This is a genomic window from Leucobacter sp. Ag1 (genome assembly GCF_000980875.1).
GTDB lineage: Bacteria > Actinomycetota > Actinomycetes > Actinomycetales > Microbacteriaceae > Leucobacter > Leucobacter iarius.
Window position 1 is genome coordinate 15,758 of sequence record NZ_LAYO01000074.1, and the last position, 18,025, is coordinate 33,782.

24 protein-coding genes are annotated in these 18,025 nt (G+C 65.9%); 17 read left to right on the forward strand and 7 right to left on the reverse strand.

The window, feature by feature from the left end; all coding sequences use genetic code 11:
- Positions 1 to 124: 124 nt before the first annotated feature.
- From XM48_RS03710 to XM48_RS03730, 5 genes are read left to right on the forward strand one after another with little or no spacing between them, the layout of a single operon-like run.
- On the forward strand, positions 125 to 772 hold the full coding sequence (locus tag XM48_RS03710) for a TetR/AcrR family transcriptional regulator (protein WP_084820957.1): 648 nt from the start codon (positions 125 to 127) through the stop codon (positions 770 to 772).
- Positions 772 to 1,755: an MDR family oxidoreductase gene (locus XM48_RS03715; protein WP_046454444.1), complete on the forward strand. Its 984-nt coding sequence runs from the start codon at positions 772 to 774 to the stop codon at positions 1,753 to 1,755. Before XM48_RS03710 ends, XM48_RS03715 begins: the two co-directional genes overlap by 1 nt.
- Positions 1,756 to 1,792: 37 nt before the next feature.
- Positions 1,793 to 2,434 carry an SDR family oxidoreductase gene (locus tag XM48_RS03720; protein ID WP_046454445.1) on the forward strand — a complete coding sequence of 214 codons (642 nt, stop codon included), beginning with the start codon at positions 1,793 to 1,795 and terminating at the stop codon, positions 2,432 to 2,434.
- 12 nt (positions 2,435 to 2,446) lie between these two features.
- Complete coding sequence (locus XM48_RS03725; RefSeq protein WP_046454446.1) at positions 2,447 to 3,400, forward strand: TIGR03571 family LLM class oxidoreductase; 954 nt, start codon at positions 2,447 to 2,449, stop codon at positions 3,398 to 3,400.
- A gap of 47 nt (positions 3,401 to 3,447) precedes the next feature.
- Positions 3,448 to 3,933 (forward strand): Dps family protein, encoded by a 486-nt coding sequence (locus XM48_RS03730; protein WP_046454447.1) that lies wholly within the window; start codon positions 3,448 to 3,450, stop codon positions 3,931 to 3,933.
- 80 nt (positions 3,934 to 4,013) lie between these two features.
- Here XM48_RS03730 and XM48_RS03735 read toward each other — a convergent pair whose 3' ends face one another.
- Positions 4,014 to 4,424: a RidA family protein gene (locus XM48_RS03735; RefSeq protein ID WP_046454448.1), complete on the reverse strand. Its 411-nt coding sequence runs from the start codon at positions 4,422 to 4,424 to the stop codon at positions 4,014 to 4,016.
- Between the two features lie 75 nt (positions 4,425 to 4,499).
- On the opposite strand from XM48_RS03735, the gene XM48_RS03740 reads away from it, so the two are divergent.
- Positions 4,500 to 4,874 (forward strand): helix-turn-helix domain-containing protein, encoded by a 375-nt coding sequence (locus tag XM48_RS03740; protein WP_046454449.1) that lies wholly within the window; start codon positions 4,500 to 4,502, stop codon positions 4,872 to 4,874.
- A 42-nt stretch (positions 4,875 to 4,916) separates the two neighbouring features.
- On the opposite strand, the gene XM48_RS03745 is transcribed toward XM48_RS03740, so the two are convergent.
- From XM48_RS03745 to modA, 4 genes are read right to left on the reverse strand one after another with little or no spacing between them, the layout of a single operon-like run.
- Positions 4,917 to 5,492, reverse strand: a complete 576-nt coding sequence (locus XM48_RS03745) for a hypothetical protein (protein WP_046454450.1) — start codon at positions 5,490 to 5,492, stop codon at positions 4,917 to 4,919.
- On the reverse strand, positions 5,473 to 6,201 hold the full coding sequence (locus XM48_RS03750; RefSeq protein WP_197074136.1) for an ABC transporter ATP-binding protein: 729 nt from the start codon (positions 6,199 to 6,201) through the stop codon (positions 5,473 to 5,475). The genes XM48_RS03745 and XM48_RS03750 overlap by 20 nt, the downstream gene beginning before the upstream one ends.
- Positions 6,198 to 7,028 (reverse strand): ABC transporter permease, encoded by an 831-nt coding sequence (locus tag XM48_RS03755; protein ID WP_046454451.1) that lies wholly within the window; start codon positions 7,026 to 7,028, stop codon positions 6,198 to 6,200. The genes XM48_RS03750 and XM48_RS03755 overlap by 4 nt, the downstream gene beginning before the upstream one ends.
- Complete coding sequence (modA, locus tag XM48_RS03760; protein WP_046454452.1) at positions 6,982 to 7,770, reverse strand: molybdate ABC transporter substrate-binding protein; 789 nt, start codon at positions 7,768 to 7,770, stop codon at positions 6,982 to 6,984. The genes XM48_RS03755 and modA overlap by 47 nt, the downstream gene beginning before the upstream one ends.
- Positions 7,771 to 7,943: 173 nt before the next feature.
- Between modA and XM48_RS17430 the strand changes: the two genes are divergently transcribed.
- From XM48_RS17430 to XM48_RS03790, 6 genes are all read left to right on the forward strand, one after another.
- Positions 7,944 to 9,032 (forward strand): ThiF family adenylyltransferase, encoded by a 1,089-nt coding sequence (locus tag XM48_RS17430; RefSeq protein ID WP_046454453.1) that lies wholly within the window; start codon positions 7,944 to 7,946, stop codon positions 9,030 to 9,032.
- A 1-nt stretch (position 9,033) separates the two neighbouring features.
- The gene (gene glp, locus XM48_RS18205; RefSeq protein WP_046454454.1) at positions 9,034 to 10,224 is read left to right on the forward strand and encodes a gephyrin-like molybdotransferase Glp; all 1,191 of its coding nucleotides are present in this window, start codon (positions 9,034 to 9,036) and stop codon (positions 10,222 to 10,224) included.
- Positions 10,221 to 11,177: a bifunctional molybdenum cofactor biosynthesis protein MoaC/MoaB gene (gene moaCB, locus XM48_RS03775; protein ID WP_046454455.1), complete on the forward strand. Its 957-nt coding sequence runs from the start codon at positions 10,221 to 10,223 to the stop codon at positions 11,175 to 11,177. Before glp ends, moaCB begins: the two co-directional genes overlap by 4 nt.
- Positions 11,170 to 11,583, forward strand: a complete 414-nt coding sequence (locus XM48_RS03780; RefSeq protein WP_046454470.1) for a molybdenum cofactor biosynthesis protein MoaE — start codon at positions 11,170 to 11,172, stop codon at positions 11,581 to 11,583. The genes moaCB and XM48_RS03780 overlap by 8 nt, the downstream gene beginning before the upstream one ends.
- Positions 11,584 to 11,830: 247 nt before the next feature.
- Complete coding sequence (locus tag XM48_RS03785) at positions 11,831 to 12,334, forward strand: peroxiredoxin (RefSeq protein ID WP_046454456.1); 504 nt, start codon at positions 11,831 to 11,833, stop codon at positions 12,332 to 12,334.
- 367 nt (positions 12,335 to 12,701) lie between these two features.
- Positions 12,702 to 12,971 (forward strand): hypothetical protein, encoded by a 270-nt coding sequence (locus XM48_RS03790; RefSeq protein WP_046454457.1) that lies wholly within the window; start codon positions 12,702 to 12,704, stop codon positions 12,969 to 12,971.
- A gap of 363 nt (positions 12,972 to 13,334) precedes the next feature.
- Here the strand turns inward: XM48_RS03790 and moaA are convergent, their stop codons facing one another.
- Positions 13,335 to 14,393, reverse strand: a complete 1,059-nt coding sequence (moaA, locus tag XM48_RS03800; protein WP_046454459.1) for a GTP 3',8-cyclase MoaA — start codon at positions 14,391 to 14,393, stop codon at positions 13,335 to 13,337.
- Positions 14,394 to 14,604: 211 nt separating this feature from the next.
- Between moaA and XM48_RS03805 the strand changes: the two genes are divergently transcribed.
- From XM48_RS03805 to XM48_RS03815, 3 genes are read left to right on the forward strand one after another with little or no spacing between them, the layout of a single operon-like run.
- Entirely contained in the window at positions 14,605 to 15,198 is a 594-nt protein-coding gene (locus XM48_RS03805; RefSeq protein WP_046454460.1) for a molybdopterin-dependent oxidoreductase, read from the forward strand.
- Complete coding sequence (locus XM48_RS03810) at positions 15,198 to 15,956, forward strand: FAD-binding oxidoreductase (RefSeq protein ID WP_046454461.1); 759 nt, start codon at positions 15,198 to 15,200, stop codon at positions 15,954 to 15,956. The genes XM48_RS03805 and XM48_RS03810 overlap by 1 nt, the downstream gene beginning before the upstream one ends.
- The gene (locus tag XM48_RS03815; RefSeq protein WP_046454471.1) at positions 15,956 to 16,243 is read left to right on the forward strand and encodes a DUF6510 family protein; all 288 of its coding nucleotides are present in this window, start codon (positions 15,956 to 15,958) and stop codon (positions 16,241 to 16,243) included. The genes XM48_RS03810 and XM48_RS03815 overlap by 1 nt, the downstream gene beginning before the upstream one ends.
- Here XM48_RS03815 and XM48_RS03820 read toward each other — a convergent pair.
- Positions 16,213 to 16,851, reverse strand: coding sequence for a TetR/AcrR family transcriptional regulator (locus XM48_RS03820; protein WP_197074137.1), 639 nt, complete (start codon positions 16,849 to 16,851; stop codon positions 16,213 to 16,215). The genes XM48_RS03815 and XM48_RS03820 overlap by 31 nt on opposite strands.
- Before the next feature lie 402 nt (positions 16,852 to 17,253).
- On the opposite strand from XM48_RS03820, the gene XM48_RS03825 reads away from it, so the two are divergent.
- Positions 17,254 to 17,745, forward strand: coding sequence for a hypothetical protein (locus XM48_RS03825; RefSeq protein WP_046454462.1), 492 nt, complete (start codon positions 17,254 to 17,256; stop codon positions 17,743 to 17,745).
- A partial coding sequence (locus XM48_RS03830; protein ID WP_156174917.1) for a hypothetical protein occupies positions 17,745 to 18,025 on the forward strand: 281 nt, incomplete at its 3' end. The genes XM48_RS03825 and XM48_RS03830, both read left to right, overlap by 1 nt.

The window sequence follows — 18,025 nt, forward strand, 5'->3', positions numbered from 1 at the left end:
CGCCGGTACTGCCCAGTGGTCGATCCCTGTAGCGAGTGGCCGATCCCTGTAGCGAGTGGCCGATCTCTGCATACTCTGCGCCCACTTGTAGATATTTAGAGACGGTCAGTCTAAATTCACTGTCATGACCGACATCGCAGCTCGACCTCGCCGGGGACGACCCCCGAAGATCCCTCGCGAGCACGGAGACACGCGGGAAGCACTGTTGCGCTGCGGCATGGAAGTCCTCACAACGCAGGGCATGAGCGCGACCGGCATCGACGCGGTCCTGAAACGTGTCGGCGTGCCGAAGGGCTCCTTTTACCACTACTTCGACAGCAAGGACGCGTTCGGATTCGAGGTGCTGCAACGGTACGCGGACTACTTCGCCCGCAAGCTCGACCGATGGCTGCTCGAAGAGGGCCCGTCCCCGCTGGAACGCCTGACGAGGTTCGTGGACGACGCCAAGGCAGGCATGGCGCGACATGACTTCGAACGAGGCTGCCTAGTCGGCAATCTCGGCCAAGAGGTCTCCACCCTCCCCGAGGGCTACCGTGAAGCGCTCGAAGACGTGCTGCGTGACTGGGAGCGTCGCGTCGCGGCGTGCCTGCGACTGGCCGCAGACGCAGACGAGATCCCGTCCGGCTCCGACTGCGACGAACTGGCGTCGTTCTTCTGGGTCGGTTGGGAAGGCGCGATCCTTCGCGCCCGCCTGACCCGCAACGTCCGACCGATGGAAGTGTTCTTCGCCGGTTACCTCGCATCCGTCCGCATCCATCCCGGGAGAGCATGATGTTCAGCGCAATCTCCATAGACAAGACCGATGCCGGATACCAGGCAGCGCTGCGCGAACTCGATGAGAGTGAGCTACCTGACGGTGACGTCACGGTGCGCGTGTCGTACAGCGGCATGAACTACAAAGATGCCCTCGCGATCACGGGAAAGGCTCCGGTCGTTCGTCGCTTCCCGATGGTGCCCGGGATCGACCTCGCCGGGGTCGTGGAGCACAGCGACAGCCCCTCCTACGCGCCTGGCGATCGGGTGCTGGTGAACGGGTGGGGCATCGGCGAGACGCATTGGGGTGGCCTCGCCCAGCGAGCCCGCGTGAGCGCTGACTGGCTGGTGCCGCTGCCGGATGCGATCTCGGAGCGGCAGGCGATGTCGATCGGCACGGCCGGGTACACGGCGATGCTCTCCCTCATGACCCTCGAATCGCATGGCCTCACCACTGATTCGGATGACGTCCTCGTCACGGGCGCGAACGGCGGGGTCGGCGGGTTCGCGATCGCGCTGCTGGCACGCGGCGGCTACTCGGTCGTCGCGTCAACCGGCCGTCCCGCTGAAGCCGACTACCTGCGCCGCCTCGGCGCTACGACGATCATCGACCGGACAGAGCTATCCGAGCCCGGCCGGCCGCTCGGCAAAGAGCGCTGGGCGGCTGCGATCGACTCCGTCGGTAGCCATACCCTTGCGAATGCCTGCGCCGGGACGAGGGCGGGTGGCGCCGTCGCCGCGTGCGGGAACGCACAGGGCATGGATCTGCCCGCCACCGTCGCGCCGTTCATTCTGCGCGGGGTGAGCCTGCTCGGCATCAACAGCGTCACCCAGCCCCACGACAAGCGTGTCGCAGCGTGGAACCGCCTGGCCGACGAGCTCGACCTGGACCTGCTGCCCGCTATGAGCCGCGAGGTCGGCCTGAGCGAGGCCCTCTCCGTTGCCAATGACCTTCTGGACGGCCGCATCCGCGGCCGGATCGTCGTCGACGTGAACCGCTGACCATCCCCCAAGACCACACAAACGAAAGAGGAAGACCATGACGAAGATCACCGTGCTCGGAGCGGGCGGACGTATCGCAAGACACGCCATCGCCGCGCTTCTCGAGGAGCCTGCCAACGAGCTGACCCTCTACCTGCGTCGCCCCCAGAGCCTGCCGGATGTTCCCAGCGACCGCGTCCAGATCGTCGAGGGCGACGTGCTCGACAACGAACTCCTCACACGCACCGTCACGGGACAGGACATCGTCTACGCGAACCTCGGCGGAAGCGACATCGAAGCTCAGGCCCGCGCCGTCGTCGCAGCGCTGACCGCCGCGGGAACGCGACGGTTGATCTGGATCTCCACCCTCGGCATCTACGACGAGGTGCCCGGCGAGTACGGCAAGTGGAACCACCGGATGCTCGACGGCGGATACCTGCAGACGTACAGCGCCGCCGCGAAAGTGATCGAGGAGTCCGACCTCGACTACACGATCATCCGTCCCGCCTGGCTGTCGGATGCCGACGAGGTCGACTACGAGCTGACCCAGAAGGACGAGCCCTTCAAGGGCACCGAGGTGTCCCGCAAGAGCGTCGGCGCGCTCGTCGCCGAACTCGTCAAGAACCCGGCCGACAGCATCGGCGCCTCGCTCGGCGTGAACAAGCCCGGCACCGACGGCGACAAGCCCTCCTGGTACTGAACGGACCATGCCATGACCGCTCTGGACACCCTCACCAAGGACGGCTTGTCCCTCGGGATCGAGCTGCCCCTGGACAACGACCTCGCCCGACGAAACGTCTCGGGTCAGGGGCTCTTCCCTGACCTGACCCGGCATCAGGAGCGGGCACAGCTCGCCGACAGGCTCGGATTCCGGGCTCTCTGGCTGCGGGACGTGCCGATGTGGCGACCGCGCGACTTCGGCGACGCCGGACAGATCTTCGACCCCATCCCCTACCTCGGCTACCTCGCCGCATCGACCGAGCGCATACTGCTCGGAACAGCGGGGATCGTGCTCCCCTTGCGGCACCCTGTGACGCTGGCAAAGGAGGCCGCTACTGTCGATGCTCTCTCCGGTGGGCGGCTGCTGCTCGGCCTCGCCTCGGGCGACCGGCCGGGTGAGTACCCGTTCTTCGGAGCCGATTTCGATCGCCGTGGAGAGACATACCGCGAAGGCGTGCGTGTCATGCGTGAGATCTGGGCGCAGGCGGCGCAGGGTCGGATCGATCAGGACTCGTTCCTGCCCGCTCCTGTGGACGGGACGATTCCACTGATCGGGATCGGCGGTGCACAGCAGTCGCCTGCGTGGGCGGCGGAGCACCTCGACGCGCACATGACCTACCACCGTGCAGGTCCGCAGATGCGCGCCGTCACCGCGCAGTGGCGGGCGATATCGCTCAAGCCGTTCATGACGAACCTCTACCTCGACCTCGCTGAGAACCCGGATGCACCCTTCGAGCCCATACGCCTCGGTGCACGGGTCGGCACCACCGGTCTCACCGATTACCTCACGGAACTGGCCTCGGCAGGGGTCGCGCACGTCAACCTCGTGCTGCGGCCGGGACGACGAGACGTCGAAGACGTCATGGAGGAGATCGGACAAGACGTCATCCCCGCCCTCCGAGCCCGAACCGCATCAGAGCCAGCCGGCGCAGACATCCGATCGTGACCGAGTCCACCGAATCAAGAAACCAACGAGCAGGGAGAACGATTGATATGAGCAGCACAGACACCATCGCCACGACCGCGAGCGACCCGACGGCGGTTGTCGCGACCGCGCAGTTCCTCACCCCCGTCGTACTCGGCCTTCAGGCACTGACGATCAACGCCAAACAGGCGCACTGGCACGTGCGCGGCGCGAACTTCGTCGGCGTCCACGAGTTGCTGGACACCATCGCAGGCAACGCCGGCGACTTCGCCGACGCGGCAGCGGAACGCATCGTCGCCCTCGGACTCCCGCTCGACGCCCGTGTCAGCGCGGTCGCCCAGAAGGGCTCCGTCACAAGCGTCCCGGCCGGCTTCACGAACTCAGACGACCTCGTGCACGCGGTGATCGCGGACATCGACAGGCTCCTCGCCGATGTCCGCGCAGCGGTCGACGGCCTCGACGGTATCGATCTGACCAGCCAGGACGTCGCGATCGAAATTCAGCGCGGACTCGACAAGGACCGCTGGTTCCTCGTGTCCCATGTCGCGGCGTGACCGATCTGCCGAAGGGGCGCCTCTCACCGACCCGGCGAGAGGCGCCCCGCGTGTTAGACGGTGCGGGCGAACGTGACGAGCTAATCGAGAATCGCAGTCACCTCGAGCTCGACGAGAACGTCGGGCTCGAAGAGGTAGTCGACCCCGATGAGGGACGCAGGCGGCAGGGGCTGAGGCAGTTCTAGTTCCTCAGCGACGCGCGCGATCCCGTCCATGAAGGGCGCGATCTTCTCAGGCGTCCAATCGGTGACGTAGAACGTCATCCGAAGCACATCCTCGAAGGACGCGCCCGCGCCGGTGAGCGCGCGAGCGGTGTTGCGCAGCACCTCTGCGACCTGGCCTGCGAGGTCCCCGGCCGCGAGGGGCTCTCCCTCTGCGCTGCGGGCGACCTGCCCGCTGACGTGCACATGGCGAGTACCGGTGCCAACGGCGACATGAGCGTAGGGCGTGCCGGGCTGAAGGCCGGCGGGGCTGAAGCGTGTAACTGACATGGAAGGTCCTGTTCGTCGTTGTGGTTTACCATTGATACCTGGTAAGCGAAAGATACTTCAAGGAGACCTGGTTTCATGGGCGATACCGCCGTACGGGAGGACGAGCTGCGTATCGCAGCGCCGCACCGCGAGTTGCTCGACCAGGTGCTCGATAAGTGGTCGCTCAGTGTCCTCAACGAATTGTGCGAACGGCCGTCTCGATTCAACGCTTTGCGACGTGCCATACCCGGCGTGACGCAGAAATCCCTCACGGCGACGTTGCGCAGGCTGGAGCGGAACGGTGTCGTGCAACGTCGGGTCATCAGCACGCGTCCGGTGTCCGTCGAGTACCGGATCACGGCGTTGGGCAAGACGTTACGGGGGCCGGTTGACGCGCTCATTGCGTGGGCGGACGAGCAACTGCCGGCCATTGAGCGAGCGCGCATAGCCTTCGATGAAGACGAGCAGTAGACGTCGGGGCAGCTTTCCCATCGCGACCGAGCGGAACGCGGCTTAGCTCTCAGGATGTTCCGGCTTTGCCCCGTCTCTGTCTCCCACGACGGCGTCAACCATGCCCATCGTCGCGTCGAACTGCGTCATGACCAGCGCGGCGGTGCTCGCGAAACCGCAGGCGAGAAGGATGAGCAGTGAGGGCACGAAGTCGTCCGGTGCGGGTACCCAGCCACCCAGTGTCCACGGCAGGACCATGGCGATGACGATGCCGAGACTCGAGGCCCATTCGTTCACGACGAGAGAGCGAGAGGAGCCGGCCCCGCCTCTTGCGAGGATGCGTCGTGCCGTTTCGACGGTCATCGCGACCAGGAGGATGCCGAGGGCGATGAAGCTCAGCGCGCCCCAGAGAGCATCAAGGGACGCGAGCGCGAGCGGGACGAGCAGAGGGATGGAGTACGCGGTGAACACCCAGCGAATCGATGAGCGGAAGTACCGGTCCGCGGCTTCCGATGCTGCGAGCCGACGGTGCATCTCCGAGTCGATGTAGAAGAACACGCCCACGATGAACGTGCCGAGCATCGTGCCTGATACTCCGGCCAGCCCCAAGAGGAAGTCGTTATCCGCGTTCGGCATCATCTGCGTCCCTTTTTCCCATGAATCGACCAGCCCATGCTGTGGCAGGTTTTCGTGTCACGTCGGCGAGAGCTCCTTGCTGCACGATGCGCCCTGCTTCGAGGACGACGATCTCGTCGGCAAGCGCATCGACGTCTTCGCGGTCGTGAGTGACGAGGATCGTGGGTCCGCCGAATTCACGCAGGTGCACGCCGAGGTCGGCACGCACCTCATCGCGGAACTCCACGTCCAGGGCTGCGAGCGGTTCGTCGAGGAGCAGTGCTTTCGGCTCGGATGCGAGGGCACGGGCGAGCGCTACGCGCTGTGCCTGCCCGCCGGAGAGTGCGCCCGGGTATCTCTCTGCCAGTTCGGTCAAGCCGAAGCGGGACAGCCAACGATCTGCGCTGCGCCGGGCCGCGGGCCACCTGTTGCCGCGGGCTCTGGCGGAGAAGGCGATGTTCTCGAGAACCGTGAGGTGCGGGAAGAGGAGCAGGTCTTGGAACATGACGCCGATTCCGCGCTGCGCGGCGGGAAGGGATGCCAGGTCTCTGTCCCCGAGCCGCACTGTCCCTTCCGCCTCCGTGAAACCGGCGATCGCTGCGAGGATGCTGGTTTTTCCGGCCCCGTTCGGACCGACAATCGCGAGTACACGTCCCGGCTCTGCTCTGAGCTCGATGATCACGTCGAGAGCGGGTCGGCGGATACGTGCGGATATCGTCAGCTGTGCGCTCATGCGGTTCCTGGCAGCCATCGGTCGCGGAGTGCGAGGAGAACGCTCAGCGATACAGCAAGCAGCACGAGGGCGAGCGCGATCGCGGTGTCGGGGTCGGAGTTCATCGCGAGGTAGGAGGCAATCGGGAGTGTGCGTGTCACGCCCGGGAAGGAGCCCGCGAACGTGATGGTCGCGCCGAACTCACCGAGCGCGCGGGCGAAGCAGAGCACGGCACCGGCGGCGATCCCGGGTGCGGTCAGCGGTACGGTCACGAGACGGAAGATCTGCCACGGGCTGGCCCCTAGGGAGGCAGCCGCAGCCTCGCTGCGACGGTCTGCCGATCGCAGCGCGCCTTCGACGGCGAAGACGAGGAAGGGCATAGCGACGAACGTCTGCGCGAGCACGACGGCGCCGGTGGTGAAAGGGATGGTGATGCCGACCTGCGTGAGCCATTGCCCGAGGAGGCCGCGCCGTCCGAGCAGGAGAAGCAGAGCGATGCCGCCGACGACGGGAGGCAGCACCAGCGGGACGGTGATCGCCGCCCGCAAGAGGCGCCGCGGCAGCACCCGCCAGCGAACGGAACGGCTCAGCAGTACGGCCAGCGGGATACCGAGAACGAGGCTGAGGCCGGTCGACAACGTCGCGGTGAGCAGCGACAGCCCCAGAGCCTGCAGAACTTCTTGTCGGACGAACAGTTCGGCGAGATCACCCCAGGGTGCGCGCAGGATCAGTCCGAGCAGCGGGAGAACGAGCAGCGCGAGACCGACTACCCCGAGAGCGAGGACGACCGGCTGCAGCCGTTCACGGGGCCGCGAAGCCGGCAACTTCGAAGACCTGACGTGCCTCATCCGAGCGGAGGAAGTCGATGAATGCCTGCGCCGCGTCCGAGTTCGTTGCCTCGGCGAGGAGGGTGAGCGGGTACTTGTTGATCACCTGCTGCGCCTCGGGCACGTCGATGCCCTCTACGGCACTTCCTGCTGCGACGACGTCGGTCACGTAGACCAGTGCGGCGTCGACCTCACCGAGAGAGACTTTCGTCAGAGCGGCGCGGACATCCTCTTCGAGAGTGTCCGGTTGGGCCTGGACTCCGGCGAGGTCGAGCAGCGACTGCGCTGCAGACCCGCACGGCACCGCAGGATCGCACAATGCGATCGTCAGTTCGGGCCGGGCGAAGTCGGCGAGACTGGTGATCCCGGCGGGATTTCCCACGGGAACCGCGATCTGCAGTGTGTTGGTGACCAGCACTCCCGGGTCGACCGCCATGCCAGCGTCAACGACGGACTGCATCGTCGCCTCATTCGCCGAGAAGAACACGTCAGCCGGAGCACCGGAGATGATCTGCTCGGCAAGCGCCGACGACCCGCCGTAGCTAGCGGCGATGTCGACATCCGCGTTCGCATCCTCGAATCTCCCCGCGAGGACGTCCATCACGTCGGTCAAGGACGCGGCGGCCAACACCGTCACCGTCCCGGAGATCATGTCATCATCGCCCGCTCCGGCATCGGACTCGTCGTTTCCCGCGCTGGGCGATGAGCAGCCGGCGAGCAGAAGGATGGCGGCTAACGCGGCAAGAAGAGACGAGGCGCGCAAGACAGGAACTCCTCTGGGAATCGGCCGGATAGTCGCACGAAGTCCGTGACGTGTCTCAACCCTCCCGCAGCCGAGCTCGTGGGAATGGTCTGCGACTGCGGGAGTTTGTCTGCTCTCTGCTGTATCGACGCTCCCGGCCTCGCCTGCTGGGGCCGGCTCCCTAGCCTGAGGACATGCCGGTCGATCCGCTCTCGCCGATTTTTCAGAGGCAGCGCGTCCTCGCGGGGTTTGGCGTGTCCGCTCAGGAGCGCCTGACGAGAGCGCATGTGCTCGTGATCGGCGCGGGCGGCTTGGCGAGCACCCTGTTGCCAGTCCTTGCTGCTGCCGGCGTCGGCAGGCTCACGATCGTCGATGACGACACTGTTGCCGAATCCAATCTGCACCGGCAGACGATGCACACACCGGGTGATGTCGGCCGTGGCAAAGCTGCCTCGGCCACCACGAGGCTCGCGGCGCTTGCTCCTGATGCTGAGGTGCGCGCCGTCGATGGGCGTTTCGATGCTGTGACAGCTGAGGATCTGCTGCACGGTGTGGACGTACTCGTCGATGCCAGCGACAACCCCGCGGCAGTTCTAGTAGCAGACCGTGCTGCCGCTGAACGCGGCATCCCGCTGGTGTGGGGATCGGCGCTGGGCTACGCCGGTCAGGCCGGGGTGGCGTGGGATGCCAAGGGCACCGACTATCGCGACTTGTTCCCGCACGGTTCCGACTCCGACGTAGATACCTGCGATGTGTTCGGCGTGCTGCCGAGCGTCTGCGCCGTCATCGGGGCCCTCATGGCGACCGAGACGCTCAAAGTCCTCACCGGCATCGGAGACCCGTTGATCGGTCGGGTCGCTGCGTACGACGCCCGCACCGGCCGCACCCGCGAGATCGTCTACCGGCGTGACGAGTCCACCCGCGCCGCAGTGCAGACCGCGACGCCCGCTCAACAGCCCTCGGATCAGAATGATGTCTCCCCCGAAGAACTGCGCGACCTGCTCATGACGTCCGAACCGCCGCTGCTCGTCGATGTGCGAGAACCGTGGGAAGCCGAGATCGCATCGATCCCGGGAAGCATGCTGATCCCCCTGGGCGAGCTTGCCAGTCGGACACGAGAATTCAGCACCGGCAATCCGGTCGTGCTCTACTGTCACCGCGGCGGACGCTCGCGTCAGGCGCTCGATCTGCTCCTCGGGCTCGGGGTCTCAGATGTGCGGCATCTCGCCGGAGGAGTCGACGCCTGGGCTGTCCGCGTAGATCCCACGGCGAGCAGGTATTGACATGCTCCGCACACCGGTCGCAGCACACACAGCCCGAGTCCGCGCACTCCTGTGCGCCGTGAGCCAGCGAACCGTCGAGCAGGTCGCCCTGTCTCGCGCACTGGATCGGGTGCTCGCCCACCCCATACGGACTCCGATAGCTCTGCCCCCGTTCCGGAACTCGCAGATGGACGGCTTCGCCGTCCGTGTGACCGACCTTGCGCGGACACCACGCAGTCTGCCGCTGCGAGGTGAGATCCGCGCCAGCCCCGGAACACCTGCGCCGCTTGACCCTGGCCATGCTGTCCGGGTCATGACCGGTGCGCCGATCCCGGACGATGCCGACGCGGTCGTCCCTGTCGAACACGCCACCGTCCACGACACGAAAGTGACGTTCACGCGGAAACCGGACGCCGGAGAGTTCGTACGAGAAGCCGGCTCTGATCTCGCCGCCGGTGAGCCTCTGCTGCCTTCCGGCCTCCGGCTCGCTCCCCGCCACCTCGCGGCACTCGCGGCCGCCGGAGTGGACTCCGTCCCCGTTCGCTCGCAAGTACGTGTCGCGGTGATCTCGACCGGAAGCGAACTGGCCGCACCCGGTGAACCTCTGGCTCCCGGCCAGATCTACGACGCCAACGGCCCCGCCCTCGCCGCAGCGGTGCGGTCCGCTGGCGCCTTCCTGGCCGATGAGCATCGTGTCGTCGACGACACGGCCGCGTTCGCGCGCGCCCTCGACGCCTCGTGCGCGGCGGGAGCCGAGATCGTGCTCACCAGCGGAGGCATCTCGGCAGGCGACTACGAAGTTGTGAGGGAGCTTCTGGAGCCGCTTGGGGCACACGTCGATACCCTTGCAATGCAGCCCGGAGGCCCGCAGGCCACCGCCCTCTACAAAGACGTTCCTGTGGTGTGCTTCCCCGGCAACCCCGTGTCCGCGCAGCTGTCATTCATGCTCTTCATCGAGCCGATCCTCCGTGAGGCAGCGGGCCTACCTGCACGCCAACCCGAGCCACGGACCCTGGCCGAACCTCTCACCTCTGTCGCCGACAAACGACAGTTCCGCCGCGGCGTGGCGTTGCCTGGGGGCCGGGTCGCACCGCTGGGCGGACCCTCCTCGCACCTTGTCGCCGCCATGGCGGCATCCGACGTGCTCATCGATGTCCCGATCGATGCCGTCATCCTCGACGTCGGGACACGCGTGGAGACCTGGAATCTATGAACGAACTGCCGCACCTCGACGATCAGGGCCGGTCGCGGATGATCGACATCGGCGGGAAGGCGATCACTCGTCGCACGGCGATCGCGGCCGGCCGTCTCGACACGACACCGGCAGTGGTGGAGCTGCTCGCCACCAACCAGCTACGCAAAGCTGACGCGCTCCCGACAGCGCGGATCGCGGGTATCCAGGGCGCTAAGCGCACCAGCGAGCTCGTGCCCCTCGCGCACACGCTGCCCCTGGAGTCTGTCACCGTCGATTTCGAGCTCAGCACCTCATCGGTGGAGATTCGGGCCGCGGTCGCAGCTACGGCGAAGACCGGCGCCGAGATGGAAGCCCTCACCGCTGTCGCCGTCGCTGGTCTCGCTCTGCACGACATGGTCAAGTCCGTTGATCCGGCCGCGGTGCTCGGAGACATCCGCCTCATCGAGAAGACCGGGGGCAAGCGCGGGCACTGGGTTGCAGACGCGCCTGGGCCCGCAGAGCGCGGACGCGCGGTCGTGGTCGTGTCCTCCACGAGCACCGCAGCCGGATCGGGCGATGACCTCACCGGGCCGGCGATCGCAGGCTGGCTTCGCGACCGCGGATATCAGGCAGACGAACCCGTGGTCGTCGCTGACGCGGATATCCATCGGGCGCTCACGGATGCTCTCACCCGTGAGCCGGTGTTAATCATCACGACCGGCGGCACCGGTGTGCATCCCGAGGACCGTACGCCCGAGGCGACGAGCGCGGTGATCCAGAGAGCACTTCCCGGCGTCGCCGAGGCCATCCGGGCGGCGGGCCGTGCGACGACTCCGACAGCCTCGCTCAGCAGAGCGCTTGCGGGGATCGCTGGACGCACGATCGTCATCAATCTGCCCGGATCGCCACGCGGCGTACAAGACGGCCTCCTCGCGCTGGAACCGCTCCTGCCGCACCTGCACGATCAGCTAGCCGGTGGCGGACATGCCTGAGCCGATCGGTTCCGTCACCACTGCGCCACTGGACAAGACGTGTCTGGAAACACGGATACGCAGCAGGAAGAACGGGGCGGTGGTCACCTTCGAAGGCATCGTGCGCGACCATGACCACGGAGAGGATGTCGGGTCTCTCGACTACGAGGCGCACCCCGACGCAGAACGAGTGCTCATCGACGTGTGCGCGAGGGTCGCGCATGCCACGAACTGCGATGTCGTCGCCGCTCACCGCATTGGGCACCTCCAAGTCGGCGACGTCGCGCTGGTCGCGGTCGTCGCCGCTCCACACCGGGCGGAGGCCTTCGCCGTGTGCGGGAAGCTCGTCGACGCGATCAAGGCGGAGGTTCCGATCTGGAAGCACCAGCACTTCATCGACGGCAGATCGGAGTGGGTGGGGTTGTAGATACACCGCACGGCATAACGCATCCGCCGGTTTCCTCTGCGTCCTTCGTCGCAGTCGCGGCCGAACGGACGCAAGAAGCACCCGGGAGCGGGACGCTGAAGACGCAATCGCCGAGGAAAAGAGGCAGTCAGATGACCGGCATTGAGATTGAACCAGACAACTTCCGTGGCAAGGGACTGCCTCCGTCAGAACTCGTCCGCGTTGTAGCCGCCGATGCGTTCACTCAGACCGTTCGTGCGAGCCTCTGATGTCGTTGCTGCGTGGTGGTGATGCGTTCCCCGCCCTTGAACTGGTCGAGGTGGGAGGCGCACGCCGAACGATCCCTGCCGGATTCGCCGGGCAGTACGGCGTGGTGCTCTTCTCTCGCGGGGCAGGCTGCCGGTCCTGCGTGGAGCAGCTGCGTGCGTTCCAGCGCGGCCTACGGCGCCTGTCCGCCGCGGATATCGCCGTCGTCGCGCTGACTGCGGACGAGGAGCCAATGATCGCGGAGCTTGTGTCGCGCTATGGCCTGACCTTTCCGATCGGACACAGCACCGATGTGGGGCAGATCGCCGCCGCGACCGGAGCGTTCGTCACCATGGACCCGCCCCAGCTGCAGACAACCGGATTCGTGCTGGATCCCGAGGGGAAGGTCGTGATCAGCGTGTACTCCTGTGGAACGTTAGGACAGCTCCTTCCCGACGACGTCCTCGAACTCGTCCGGGAGTTGCCCCAGCATGCGGATGCGACTCGGCAAGAGGCGGAGAGATGAAAACGATCGATGGCGTCTCGAGAGCGCGGACGCAGCCCACAGTGAGCGCCGACGGCAAGGATGAGCGTGGCCAGAACGGCATGCTAGAGCGCCCCCTCTTGACCATTCCGCGGGAGGACTGACGATGGCCACGTCTCCCCATACCTCAGGTACCGCTGGGACAGCTGTCTGGGATGGGCTCGCTCAGGAGGTGCTTCACAGAAACCCACGCGGCCGAATACTCGTCGCCATCGACGGCGTGGACGCTGCAGCCCGCACGCACTTCGCCAACACGCTAGCGGCAGCGCTGCGCACAGTGGGACGTAACGCGACTCGTCTCACCGCAGCACCGTTCACGGACGACGATACGGTCCGAACCATACTGCGCATGTTCCGCCTCAACGGACCTGAGAGCGGGTTCGCTGACGCGTCTGAGCACACGGTGCTGATTGTCGACGGTTGGTCGCTGCTGCGCTCCAGTCTGCGTTCGGCGTGGCACTTCACCGTCTTCCTCGACGGCGGTGGGCCGGCACATCCAGACACCCGTGAACGGCATCTGCGCTACATGCGCGAGGACACTCCACGCGAAGCGTCCGATGCCGTGTACGACGTGAGCGACGGCATGCATCCCCAGCGCTTGTACTTCGACTCCTGCTGACATAGAGAGCTGGGCAAGGCGGCGCGATCTTCTCACGCAGAAGATGACGGCGCACGAGACGGATGCAGCCCGCGATACGCGGAAGCGTCGCTGTGGATCGAGCCTCAGCCGTTCACCGTATCGCTCAGCCGCCGGAGAACGGGGGCAGCACGTCAATCTGCGCGGAGATAGGCCGTGCGGGATCGCGTGAGGCGATGCCGTCGACGAGGAAAGTCCCCTTTACGATGACCGGTTCGAGTGCCGGGTGCGCTGAGAGGAGCGCGTCCTTCGCCTCTCCGAGAGACGTCGCCTCGACGTGTTCTTCTTCGCAGCCAGCCGCTTCAGCGGCGGCCGCGAAGTACCGGACGAGTATGCACGGCATCGTCAGCCTCCGATCGCTCCCATAGAACGGGCCGGTCGACGGAAGCTCTTCTCGTCCATCCCGTGCCCAGCCTGTTTGTCCCACATCGTCGCCCGCCACGCATCGGCGATAGCGGCATCGTCTGCTCCGCTTCGCAGCATCGTGCGCAGGTCCGTCTCGTCGTCGCCAAACAGACACGAACGTACCGAGCCTTCGGCTGTCAGTCGGGTCCGATCGCACGCGTCGCAGAAGCTGCGCGTCACGGACCCGATAATGCCGACGGTGGCTGGGCCACCTTCGACGAGCCACTCCTCTGCGGGAGCGGACGGGTCTTCACGCCCGGCCGGGGTCAGCCGATATCGACCTCCGAGCACAGACAGAAGTTCTTCGGCGGAGACGAGGTGGTCTCTGCGCCAGGTCTGATCGGCATCAAGCGGCATCTGTTCGATGAACCGCAACCGCACGCCGTTGGCAAGCGCCCACGACAGCAGATGGGGAGCATCCGCGAGGGTCTCGCGCAGCGCCACCGCGTTGATCTTGATCGGGCTGAGCCCTGCGTGCTGTGCCGCCTCGATCCCCCTGAGCACGGCTGGTAGGCGATCGCGTCGGGTGACGGCGGCGAAATGCTCGCGGTCGATCGTGTCCAGCGACACGTTGATCCGCGTCAGTCCGGCCTCCACAAGCTGTAGCGCCTTGCGGTCGAGGCCGATCCCATTGGTTGTCATCGACACCGGCACGCCGGGCACGGCTGTGGTCGTCTGGCGCACGATCTCGACCAGATCAGGTCGAGTAAGCGGCTCGCCGCCGGTGAAGCGCACCTCGCGTACTCCCAGATCGTGGACGGCTATCGTGACCAGACGCGCGATCTCTTCCGGAGTCAGCAACTCCCCGCGAGGAACTATGGGCAGGCCTTCCGCCGGCATGCAGTATGTGCAACGCAGTGAGCAGGCGCTGGTGATCGATACGCGCAGGTCTCGCGCGATGCGCCCGAACCTGTCTATGAGAAGAGGTGTCTCGGGTCTGCCGGTCGTCGAGCGCGCGCGATTGCGAACGGTCGGCATGCCGAGCGCGACAGGAGACATGGTCACAACTTCTTCTCGAGACTTCTGGGGAGTCGAGGTCGCCGGGTGAGGCGTCCTGCTCGACAGTGTGGTCGGCGCAATCGCCTGTTTTCGCCCCGGGGCTCATCACCTGCAGTCATGGGCAAGTTCCGCGCAGGACCAGGCGATCAGGGAGAGAGTTCCCGCAATATCGTCGGTTGTGTACAGCCAGACGACACGGAAGGGGCGATGTATGTCGTTCACTACTCGCGGATTCGCGGGACGCCGACGTGGACCCGACGATCAGCTCCCTCCGGGACAGACACTGTTCGAGAACTGGCCGGTGCTCACAGCCGGTCCCACGCCCTATGTCGACACCGAGACATGGGATTTCGCCATCCTCGATGAGACCGGTACCGAGCATCACTGGAACTGGGAGCAGTTCCTGGCGCTCGGCGCCGAAGACATCACGGTCGACATCCACTGTGTCACGCACTGGTCCAAGCTCGACATGGCCTGGCGCGGGGTGAGCCTGGACAAGCTGTTCGAGAACGTCGAGACATCCCATGACTACGTCATGGCGCACTCCTACGGCGGATACACCACGAATGTGCCGCTCGAGGATCTCCTGGACGGCAAGGCCTGGATCGCGACCGAGGCCGAAGGCGCACCCCTCGACGCAGAACACGGTGGGCCGGCACGTCTTCTCATCCCGCATCTGTACTTCTGGAAGAGCGCGAAATGGGTCCGGGCATTGACGATGATGCCGACGAACGATCCTGGGTTCTGGGAGCAGAGCGGCTATCACATCTACGGTGATCCGTGGAAGGAAGAACGCTACTGGTGATGGAGCAGACCCGGCTCGCTCCGCCTCGCCCCCGTGTGAGGCCGTCGTGGTTCGTCGCCACGGTTTCGGAGGTGCGTCCGGAGACTCCGACTGCGGTGCGGCTGGTGCTCGATGTCCCGGGTTGGCCGGGGAGTGAGGCGGGCAGTCATCTCGATTTGCGACTGACCGCTCCGGACGGCTACCAGGCGACGCGTTCGTATTCGATCGCATCCTCCGAGCCGGGCGGAACGATCGTCCTTGCGGTCGATGAGCTGCCCGATGGCGAGGTGTCTCCGTTCCTCGTCCGTGAACTGCGCGCCGGCGATCAGATCGAGGTCCACGGACCGCTGGGATCGTTCTTCCTCTGGCGCCCGGGACAGAGCCAGCGCCCCGTGCAGCTCATCGCCGGCGGGTCAGGCGTCGTACCCCTCTACGCGATGGCGGCCTCTCATGCGGCCGCATCCGATCCCGTTCCGTTCCGGCTGCTGTACTCCGTGCGCACCCCGGAGGACGTCTACTTCCACCAGGAGCTCCTCGAACTGTCGGATGGGTCGTTCGCCATCGACCTCGTGTACACCCGACGAGCGCCGGCTGGGTGGCAGGAGCCGGTCGGACGGCTCACAGAGTCGACTATCGCGGCGCGGACGCTCCCTCCGGAAGACCGTCCGCGCGTTTTCGTGTGCGGTTCGACAGGCTTCGTCGAAGCCGTCGCGCCGTGGCTCCTGAAGCTCGGCCATGCGCCGCAAGACATCCTCACCGAACGATTCGGAGGCCTATGATGACCAGCCACCTCGACGGGAACATCCTCGCCGGGACTCTCGCGGAATTCCTCGTGCCTGACGCAACGATGATCGAAGGACGATGCGGAGGCTGCGGGGGCATCGCGCCCCTTGGCGAGGCACTCGTGTATCCGGACGCTCCGGGGCTGGTCGTACGCTGCAAGACGTGCAGCCACGTGCTGGCGACCATCATCGACGCCGGTGAACGCCTCTTCCTCAGCTTCGCCGGGATGACCGCGTTCGCGATGAGGCGGGATCAGACTGAGGAGTCGGTCTCAGTCGCGTAGGCCCTGAGCTGTGCGATAGCCATGTCGAGAGCGGCACGCATCGGATAAACGTCTCGACTCGCCTTCGCCAGAAGATAACCTCCCTGCAGTGCCGACAGCAGCCCACTGGCAAGCGCTCGCGAGTCCGCATCGCTGCGCAACACGCCGCGTGTCTTCAGCCTCTCCACGGCATCGATCAGCATCTCCAGCCACTCATCGAAGTGGGTAGCGATCGCCCGGCGGGCATCCTCGTTGTGGTCTGCGATCTCGTTCGCCAAGGACCCGAGCGGGCACCCGTACGCGCCGTTGCGTAGCGCGTTGCGTTCGACGAGCTCATCCCGCCACAGCTCGAACCCACGTAGGGATTCCACCCGTTGAAGGCGCCGGCGCTGCTGCGTCAGGACGTCCTCCGCCCGGGACTCGATGACTTCCTTCACGAGTGCGTCCTTGTCGGCGAAGTGCTGATAAACCTGAGACTTCGATGTCGCACTGGCGGCTCTAACGTCGGCGAGGGTCGTCGCCGCGACGCCTCGCTCATACATCAGCTGGTTCGCTGCGTCGACGATACGCGCTCTCGTTGCCGCCCCTTTCGGCGTCAACCGGCGCGCACTCGTTCCGTCGGCAGTCACGCCTCCAGGGTAGTCTCCTCCGTCCGCAGGACTCGAAGTCGTCCGTCACGCGATGCCAGCCCGGCCGGCCAGTGAAGCCCCGCAGAGCGGGACGCTCGCATCTCACACCCTCACAATAATGGACCTCAGAGTCCTTATCCAAGTCGACCCGAACCGCCCAAAGCAATCCGAGCACCCTATGTTTCAGATCTAAAGCACCTCTCGCCAGTCGACACTCGACTCACACTTTGGTCTGGCAAGTCCTTTTCTGTCGTCGTAGGCTAGTGGTCATGATGTGCGGGAAGCCACGCGGCTCACGGATCCTCCGTGTGCGCGAGAACGTCCGAGCCGAGGGCTCGGTGCGGGTGCCCGCGCGCGCCCGTCCGCGAGAACATTGCGCGCTCCGCAGGAGAGGGGCGTTCGGTGGACCTGCCTGTCAAGCTCGGTGACGCGCAAGAGTTTCTGCTGCTCGTTCCCTCGCCTCTTGCGGAGCGGGTGGCTGAGGACGAGCGCCTGGTCGTGGCGGCCTATCAGTTTCGTAGGGGCCTGGGCATCCGGGCTCGGCGGGCGTTGGCCTCACGGATCGAGCATGAGGTGACCGCCGCGCTGCACATCGTTCGGCCCGGAACGGTGGTCGTAGCGTTCGACGGTGCCGGCACGATGTCTCGGACCCGAGTACACAGGTTGGCGACAGGCGTGGTCGGTGAGGTGAGCAGGAGCGCCACCAATCTCGTGGGCGCGGACACGACCGTGATTGGAGTCGTGGTGATGTCGCCGGCCGAGCGAGAACTCGCCGCCGCGTGCGTGCGGCATGTCGCAGCTCAGCCACCGCACCGGGGCGACGGGCTCGTCTTTCATGCCAGCGACCTCCGCCGGGCGAACATCTATGAGCTGATCGAAGAAGCAGTCCTGTGATGTCGGTCAGCTCTGCCCGTGGTCGCGGCGAGGACTATCTGTTAGTCATCTACCAGCGTCGGAACGCCTCGATCCTGTCGCTGCAGGGGCGGGACACCGAGCTGGCTCCGGGGAGCATCGTCGTTATCCCCCGCTCGACGGTGGGGAGTGCAATGCCCACCGAGGATGCCGATCGCATGATCGTCGAGGTGCCGTTGGGTGTGGCGGGGTTGACGGGGGATCAGATCGGTGAGGTATCTGGAGCTGCTCATCGTGAGCGGACCTCGCTGGCGGCGCTGTT